This is a genomic window from Streptomyces sp. 2A115 (genome assembly GCF_052245575.1).
Taxonomy (GTDB): Bacteria; Actinomycetota; Actinomycetes; order Streptomycetales; family Streptomycetaceae; genus Streptomyces.
In genome coordinates this window covers 21,935-28,813 of sequence record NZ_JBQQCG010000121.1, presented here as the reverse complement: position 1 = coordinate 28,813, position 6,879 = coordinate 21,935, and the positions used below count along the sequence as shown (strand labels likewise).

Annotated in this window: 7 protein-coding genes; 4 read left to right on the top strand and 3 right to left on the bottom strand. The window is 70.2% G+C overall.

The annotated features are described in order from the left end of the window. Positions 1-31: 31 nt before the first annotated feature. Positions 32-1,546: an MFS transporter gene (locus ACTWQR_RS51450; protein WP_443234266.1), complete on the bottom strand. Its 1,515-nt coding sequence runs from the start codon at positions 1,544-1,546 to the stop codon at positions 32-34. A 144-nt stretch (positions 1,547-1,690) separates the two neighbouring features. Between ACTWQR_RS51450 and ACTWQR_RS51445 the strand changes: the two genes are divergently transcribed. From ACTWQR_RS51445 to ACTWQR_RS51435, 3 genes are all read left to right on the top strand, one after another. Continuing rightward, on the top strand, positions 1,691-2,512 hold the full coding sequence (locus tag ACTWQR_RS51445) for a helix-turn-helix transcriptional regulator (protein WP_443234267.1): 822 nt from the start codon (positions 1,691-1,693) through the stop codon (positions 2,510-2,512). A gap of 50 nt (positions 2,513-2,562) precedes the next feature. Next, entirely contained in the window at positions 2,563-2,916 is a 354-nt protein-coding gene (locus ACTWQR_RS51440; RefSeq protein WP_443234265.1) for a cytidine deaminase, read from the top strand. A 419-nt stretch (positions 2,917-3,335) separates the two neighbouring features. Next, a complete protein-coding gene (locus tag ACTWQR_RS51435; protein ID WP_443234264.1) occupies positions 3,336-3,809 on the top strand; it encodes a hypothetical protein in 474 nt (157 codons plus the stop codon). 112 nt (positions 3,810-3,921) lie between these two features. On the opposite strand, the gene ACTWQR_RS51430 is transcribed toward ACTWQR_RS51435, so the two are convergent. Next, the gene (locus ACTWQR_RS51430; RefSeq protein WP_443234263.1) at positions 3,922-4,260 is read right to left on the bottom strand and encodes a P-II family nitrogen regulator; all 339 of its coding nucleotides are present in this window, start codon (positions 4,258-4,260) and stop codon (positions 3,922-3,924) included. 238 nt (positions 4,261-4,498) lie between these two features. Here ACTWQR_RS51430 and era point away from each other — a divergent pair, with 238 nt between their 5' ends. Beyond that, the gene (era, locus tag ACTWQR_RS51425; RefSeq protein ID WP_443234262.1) at positions 4,499-5,458 is read left to right on the top strand and encodes a GTPase Era; all 960 of its coding nucleotides are present in this window, start codon (positions 4,499-4,501) and stop codon (positions 5,456-5,458) included. 77 nt (positions 5,459-5,535) lie between these two features. On the opposite strand, the gene ACTWQR_RS51420 is transcribed toward era, so the two are convergent. Beyond that, positions 5,536-6,870: a GH1 family beta-glucosidase gene (locus ACTWQR_RS51420; protein ID WP_443234261.1), complete on the bottom strand. Its 1,335-nt coding sequence runs from the start codon at positions 6,868-6,870 to the stop codon at positions 5,536-5,538. Positions 6,871-6,879 lie beyond the last annotated feature (9 nt).

The following is a 6,879-nucleotide window of genomic DNA, read 5'->3' as shown; positions in this document are numbered from 1 at the left end:
CCGCCACTCCGCACGCTCGGGCCCACCCCCGTCAGGCCCGAGCCCGTGCCTCCCGCCGCACACGCGACGCCGGGCCCAGTCCCAGCGCCACCAGCACCGCCGCACCGAGCACGATCGCCGCGTCCAGGGCGATGACTGTGTGGACTCCGGACAGCAGGTCCGAGGACGTGGTCGCCAGGATGCCCAGCAGCGGGATACCGATCGTGATGCCGACCTGCTGGGTCGACGTCACCAGGCCCGTGGCGAGGCCCTGTTCGTCGTCGGGAACGCCCGACGTGACGGTCAGGCCGTACGAGATGATCGCGCCCAGATGGCACATGCTGGCCAGCGACACCGCGGCCGTGGCCAGCCAGACGGACCCGCCGCCGGAGCCGAGGCCGAGCAGTGTGGCGGTGAGCAGGCCCTGGCCGGTGAGCGAGCCCACCAGCGTACGGCGGGCGCCGAAGCGGCCGATGACCTTCGCGGCGTACATGCCCGCCACGACCGAGAAGAGGCCCTGGACGCCGAAGACCAGACCCGTCTTGAAGGCGGAGAGCCCCAGGGTCTCCTGCAGGTACAGGGTCAGGACGAAGACGATCGTCGACATCATCGAGAAGGTGACAAGGCCGCCCAGGTTGCCCCACGCCACCGTGCGGCGGCGCAGCATCGGGAGGGATACCAGGGGCTCCGCGCTACGGGACTCGACATACCCGAAGAGCGCGAGCAGTGCCACCCCGATGACCAGCGTCGCGATCACGTCCGCGCCGCCGAAGCCGTGTTCCGCCGCCGTCGACAGGGCGTAGATCAGCGCGAGCAGACCGCCGGTGACGGTCACGGCGCCGGGGACGTCCAGGCGCGGGCGGTCAGGGTGACGCGACTCGGGCAGCAGGGCCGGTGCGAGCGGCAGCACGATCAGGGCGAAGAGCGTGAGCAGGCCCATCGTGGAGCGCCAGCCGAACGCGTCGGTCAGAACGCCGCCCGCCACCATGCCGACGGTGAAGCCGAGCGAGAGCAGCGTGCCGCTGATGCCGAGGGCGCGGTCGCGGGCCGGACCCTCCGGGAAGGTGGTGGTCAGCAGGGACATGCCGGTCGGCACGATCGCCGCCGCGCCCAGGCCCTGCAACGCCCGCCCGGCCAGGAACGACGCCGGGTCCCAGGCGAACGTCGCCAGCAGCGAGGCCGCGCCGAAGAGGGCCAGGCCGGAGAGGAACAGTTTGCGGCGCCCGTACAGGTCGCCCATCCGCCCGAAGAGCAGCAGGAATCCACCGGACGGCAGCGCGAACGCCGTGACCGCCCACTGGAGGGCGGACTGGCTCATACCCAGGTCCTGGCCGAGGACCGGGAGCGCCACGTTCAGCACGGAGAAGTCGAGGGCGACCATGAACTGCGCGGCGCACAGGACGAAGAGGACGAGCTTGTCGCGGGTGGACAGCCGGGTGTTGCCGGGTGGGGACGCCGGTATGGGACCGGTCGGGGCGGCATCGGTAGTGGCCGTGGCCGTGGTCTTGTGCCCGGCCGTGGTCTTGGCCGTATCGGGCGTGGTGTCGGGCGTGGTGTCGGTCGGCATGGCAAGAGCTTCCGGCCGCCGGAATAACCGTGGGGAGCCGGAACTTATGCTGGTGGTCGCAACACCAGCCACCAGAAGGGGGATTCATACGTGGCTGAGGACGCGCTCAAGGCCCACCGACTGCGTGAACTGCGCGAGTTCCTGATGAGCCGCCGTGCCAAGGTCTCCCCGGCGGACGCGGGACTGCCGGACGGCGGGGCACGGCGGCGTACGCCGGGTCTGCGACGCGAGGAGGTCGCCGTGCTCGCGGGCGTCGGCGCTTCCTGGTACCAGTGGCTGGAACAGGGACGGGACATCTCCGTCTCACCGCAGGTCCTCGACTCGGTCGCCCGCGTACTGCGGCTCGGCAACGCCGAACGACGCCACCTGTACGCGCTCGCGGGGCTGAACCCGCCCGCGCCGGAGGTCGCCCCCGAGCACCGGGACATGTGCGACGGGCTGCGGCGGCTGATCGACACGTGGATGCCGTATCCGGCGCACATCATGGACCCGTACTACAACTGCGTCATGTACAACGAAGCCGCCGGCATGGCCCTCGGCATGCGTCCCGAGACCACGCAGAACTGCATCGTCGACTTCTTCACCGACGCCCTCTACCGGGGCCGGTCCCGAACCTGGGACCGGAACGCCCGCACGGTTGTCGCCCAGTTCCGGGCCTCCTGCGCCGCCGCCCCCGACGACGAGGGCTTCCAGGAGATACTGGCCCGGCTGAAGGCGGTCAGCGCCGAGTTCACCGAGCTGTGGGAGCGGCGGGACATCGAGTACCCGGGGCAGATCCGCAAGGAGCTCGACCATCCGCTGGTCGGGCTGCTGGCCGTCGAGTCCACCGCCATGCAGGTACCGGCGCGGCCCGACCTGACGATCGTGCTCCACACGCCACTGCCGGAGGCGAACACCGCGGCGAAGCTGGAGTGGCTGGCTTCGCCGGAGGGGCGGCGTGGGTCGATGTATCCGGTGGCCGGGTAGCTGGTGCGGCCACTGCGCGGGGCCCTGGCCGGGCTTCGTATGCTCTGGGCATGACTGACAGCACCGCGCTCGATCCCGAGGACCGCAAGATCGTCACCCTGGCCCGTTCCGCTCGGGCCCGCAACGGTGTGCCCGAGGGGGCGGCAGTACGCGACGAGACCGGCCGTACGTATGTCGCGGGCACCGTCGCCCTTCCCTCGCTGCAGCTCAGCGCGCTGCGGACCGCGGTGGCCATGGCTGTGGCCTCCGGGGCGAAGTCTTTGGAGGCGGCGGCGGTGGTGAGTGACGTGGAGTCCTTGGCTGAGGCGGATCTGGCGGCTGTACGCGATCTTGGCGGGGCCTCTGCGCCGGTGCTGCTCGCGGGGGCGGACGGGGTGGTGCGGGTGAGGGTGACGGCGGGCTGAGGTTCGGGGGTTCTTCTTCCCCAAGCCCACCCCTTCCCGAAGCTGGGGGCTGCCGCCCCCAGACCCCCGCTTATTGGCCTGAACGGCCTCGTCCTCAAACGCCGGACGGGCTGATTGGTGTTGGCCCGGGCCGCGAAGTATCCAGCCCCTCCGGCGTTTGAGGAGCGGGGTTCGGGGGCCGGCCCCCGAGACGGGGTCTGGGGCGGAGCCCCAGTGATGGGACGGGTAGGGGCGGCGGGGGCGAGGAAACCCCACCGCGTCGCATCTCTTGCAATCCCCAGCCGCACGCGCATCAATGGACCAGTTCTCCGACGGACCGTCAGATTCGACAGCGTGCAGCGCACGCGCCCCCCGCACCGTCGCCGCCGGCCCGTCGACCATCCCCACATGGCAATTCCCGTACAAGGGAAGGGAATCCAATGAGACGCAAGCACCTCGGAATCGGCGCGGCGTTAGCCGCCGGCACCCTCGCCACCGGCCTGGCCCTCGCCCCGGGCGCCGCGGCCGTCGAACCGCAGACCGCGACGATCACCGCGGACTGTGGCATCTACGGCGGCGGTGAGGCCACCCTCACGGCCACCCAGAACGGCACCTCCGCCACCATCACCGTCACCTCGTCCGCGATCACCGCCCCGCTCGCCCTCGGCGAGGACTCGATCGCCTCCACGCTCACCCTGGTGAAGGCGAGCGGCGGCACGACCGCCTTCACGGGCACCGAGAACCCCGCGATGGCCGCGGGCGACGGAGTCACGGTAGGACCGCTGAACGGCACCGTCGCGTCCGGCGACAGCCTGGAGGCGAACGGCGGCTCCCTGGAGATGGTGATCTTCGGGATCACCGTGACGTGCACGGCACAGGGGCCGCAGTCACCGGGCCCGTTCGTGTTCGACTGAGTCCTTCACGCACGACTGAACCCTTCGTGCACGACTGAACCCTTCGTGCACGACTGAACCCTTCGTGCACGAGTAAGCCCTGAGAAGTGAACGCCCGTGGGGGCGGTGGTGGTCAGAGGGCGTCCGGGCCGCGTTCGCCCGTCCGTACCCGCACCACCGTCTCCACCGGCACGGCCCACACCTTCCCGTCGCCGATCTTCCCCGTCCGCGCGGCCTTCACGATCCCGTCGATGACGGCGTCGGCGTCCGCGTCCCCGACAACGACCTCGATACGGACCTTGGGGACGAGATCGACCCGGTACTCGGCGCCGCGGTACACCTCGGTGTGGCCGTGCTGGCGCCCGTACCCGCTGGCCTCCGTGACGGTCAGCCCGTGCACGCCGAGATCCTGGAGAGCGGTCTTGACCTCGTCGAGGCGGTGCGGCTTGACGATCGCGGTGATGAGTTTCATGCCTGGGCCTCGACCTTCTGGGCGGTGGGAAGACGGACGGCGGTGAGGAAGGACGGCGGTGAGGAGGACGGACGACGAGACCGGGGCGCCGTGGCCCAGGACCCCCGTGATCGTAAGCGGTCTCGGGCGTGCGCAGTAAGGTCCCGATGCCGTCCGTGGCGGCGAAGGTGTACGCGCGAAGGGCTCCGGGACGGCTTTGCGTGCGGCAGGGCTCCGTGGATCAGGGAGAATGGGCCTCATGAGCGTTCGTACCCAGTCATCCGAGCCGCCGGAATCCTCGGGGGCCCCCCACCGCGCGGGCTTCGCCTGCTTCGTGGGCCGCCCCAACGCGGGCAAGTCCACCCTCACGAACGCTCTGGTCGGCCAGAAGGTGGCGATCACGGCGAACCAGCCACAGACGACGCGGCACACGGTGCGCGGCATCGTGCACCGGCCCGACGCCCAGCTGATCCTGGTCGACACCCCTGGGCTCCACAAGCCGCGGACACTGCTCGGTCAGCGGCTCAACGACATCGTGCGGACCACCTGGGCCGAGGTCGACGTCATCGGCTTCTGCCTGCCCGCGAACGAGAAGCTCGGTCCCGGTGACCGCTTCATCGCGAAGGAACTGGCGTCCATCAAGAAGACGCCGAAGGTCGCGATCGTCACGAAGACCGACCTCGTGGACAGCAAGACGCTCGCCGAGCAGCTCATCGCCATCGATCAGCTCGGCAAGGAGCTCGGGTTCGAGTGGGCCGAGATCGTGCCGGTGTCCGCCGTCGGGGACAAGCAGGTGGGTCTGCTGGCGGATCTGCTCGTGCCCCTGCTGCCGGAGGGGCCGGCCCTCTACCCGGAGGGCGACCTCACGGACGAGCCCGAGCAGATCATGATCGCCGAGCTCATCCGCGAGGCCGCGCTGGAAGGCGTGCGCGACGAGCTGCCCCACTCCATCGCCGTCGTCGTCGAGGAGATGCTTCCCCGCGAGGACCGTCCCGCCGACCGGCCGCTCCTGGACATCCACGCCTTCGTCTACATCGAGCGGCCCAGCCAGAAGGGCATCATCATCGGCCCCAAGGGCAAGCGGTTGAAGGAGGTCGGCATCAAGTCGCGCAAGCAGATCGAGGCGCTGCTGGGTACGCCGGTCTTCCTGGACCTGCACGTGAAGGTGGCGAAGGACTGGCAGCGGGACCCTCGGCAGCTGCGCAAGCTGGGCTTCTAGAAGCCCTCACGTCGGTCGGGCCGGGCTGGGCGACATGCGCCTGCTCCGTCCTGCCCAGCGGTCGCCCCTTCACCCTTTCACCCCTGCGCCCGCAGCACGTCCCGCAGCCACCCGTACGAAGCCTTCGGTGTCCGCTCCAGCGTCTCGAAGTCCACGTGCACCAGACCGAACCGCCGCGCGTATCCCTCGGCCCACTCGAAGTTGTCCAGCAGCGACCACACGAAGTACCCGCGTACGTCGACGCCGGCCTCCAACGCCCGGTGCAGCGCCCGGAGATGACCGTCCAGGTAGGAGATCCGCTCCTGGTCTTCGAGGCCCTCGTACGAGCACCCGTTCTCGGTGATGACGACGGGCGGGAGCCGGTCGCCGTACCGGTCCCGGAAGGTCTCCAGCAGCTCCGTCAGTGCCTCCGGGACGACGGGCCAGCCGAAGTCCGTGACCGGGTGGCCCTCGATCTCCCTTACCGAGAAGGGGAGTTCGGCGGGCATCGTCAGGCCGCCGAACTCGATGTCCGCGCCCTGGGGAGCGCCGACCTTCGTCGGCGCGTAGTAGTTGATCCCGTACCAGTCCAGCGGTTCCGCGATGACCTTCAGGTCGGATTCCACATCACCGGGCATCAGATCGCCGATGCCCTCGGGATACTGCCCCAGCAGCACCGGGTCCGCGAACAGCCGGTTGAGGAGTACGTCGTAGAAGTCGGCCGCCTCCAGATCCTCGGGCTCCTGGGACGCGGGCCAGGTCGGGCCGTGGGAGTTGGCGATCCCGATGTCCGTGGCTCCGGCCGCGCGCAGGGCCCGTACGGCCAGACCGTGCGCCAACAGCTGGTGGTGGGCCACCGGCAGCGCGTCGAACAGGAGTTGCCTGCCTGGCGCGTGGGCGCCGAGGGCGTGCCCGAACAGGGTGTGTTCCGCGGGCTCGTTGAGGGTGATCCACTTGTCGACGCGGTCGCCGAGGCGGTCGGCCACCACGGCGACGTACTCGGCGAACCGCTCGGCCGTGTCCCGGTTCATCCAGTCCAGCGACGCCGGCAGATCCCAGTGGAAGAGGGTCGGGACGGGCCGTACGCCCGCCGTGCACAGCTCGTCGACCAGGCGGTCGTAGAAGTCGAGGCCGCCGGGGGAGTTCACCCGCGGCCAGGAGATCGAGAAGCGGTACGCGTCGACGCCCAGGTCCCGCAGGAGTGCCACGTCCTCGGGGTAGCGGTGGTAGTGGTCGCAGGCCACCGCCGCGGTCGAGCCGTCCTTGATGTGCCCCGGTTCCGCCGTGAAGGTGTCCCACACGGAGGGCTCGCGCTTGTCCACGGCTCCCTCGATCTGGTGGGCCGAGGTCGAGACTCCCCACAGGAAGCCGTCCGGGAACCGGGGTATCGGGTTGTTCGTCGCCCGCGTTGTCGTCGCCATGCGCGCGATCATCCGTACCGT

Bases quoted from the DNA above. Each gene is read 5' to 3' on its own strand.
- ACTWQR_RS51450 (WP_443234266.1), bottom strand. From the start codon at position 1,546: ATGCCGACCGACACCACGCCCGACACCACGCCCGATACGGCCAAGACC.
- ACTWQR_RS51445 (WP_443234267.1), top strand. From the start codon at position 1,691: ATGAGCCGCCGTGCCAAGGTCTCCCCGGCGGACGCGGGACTGCCGGAC.
- ACTWQR_RS51440 (WP_443234265.1), top strand. From the start codon at position 2,563: ATGACTGACAGCACCGCGCTCGATCCCGAGGACCGCAAGATCGTCACC.
- ACTWQR_RS51435 (WP_443234264.1), top strand. From the start codon at position 3,336: ATGAGACGCAAGCACCTCGGAATCGGCGCGGCGTTAGCCGCCGGCACC.
- ACTWQR_RS51430 (WP_443234263.1), bottom strand. From the start codon at position 4,260: ATGAAACTCATCACCGCGATCGTCAAGCCGCACCGCCTCGACGAGGTC.
- era (WP_443234262.1), top strand. From the start codon at position 4,499: ATGAGCGTTCGTACCCAGTCATCCGAGCCGCCGGAATCCTCGGGGGCC.
- ACTWQR_RS51420 (WP_443234261.1), bottom strand. From the start codon at position 6,870: ATGATCGCGCGCATGGCGACGACAACGCGGGCGACGAACAACCCGATA.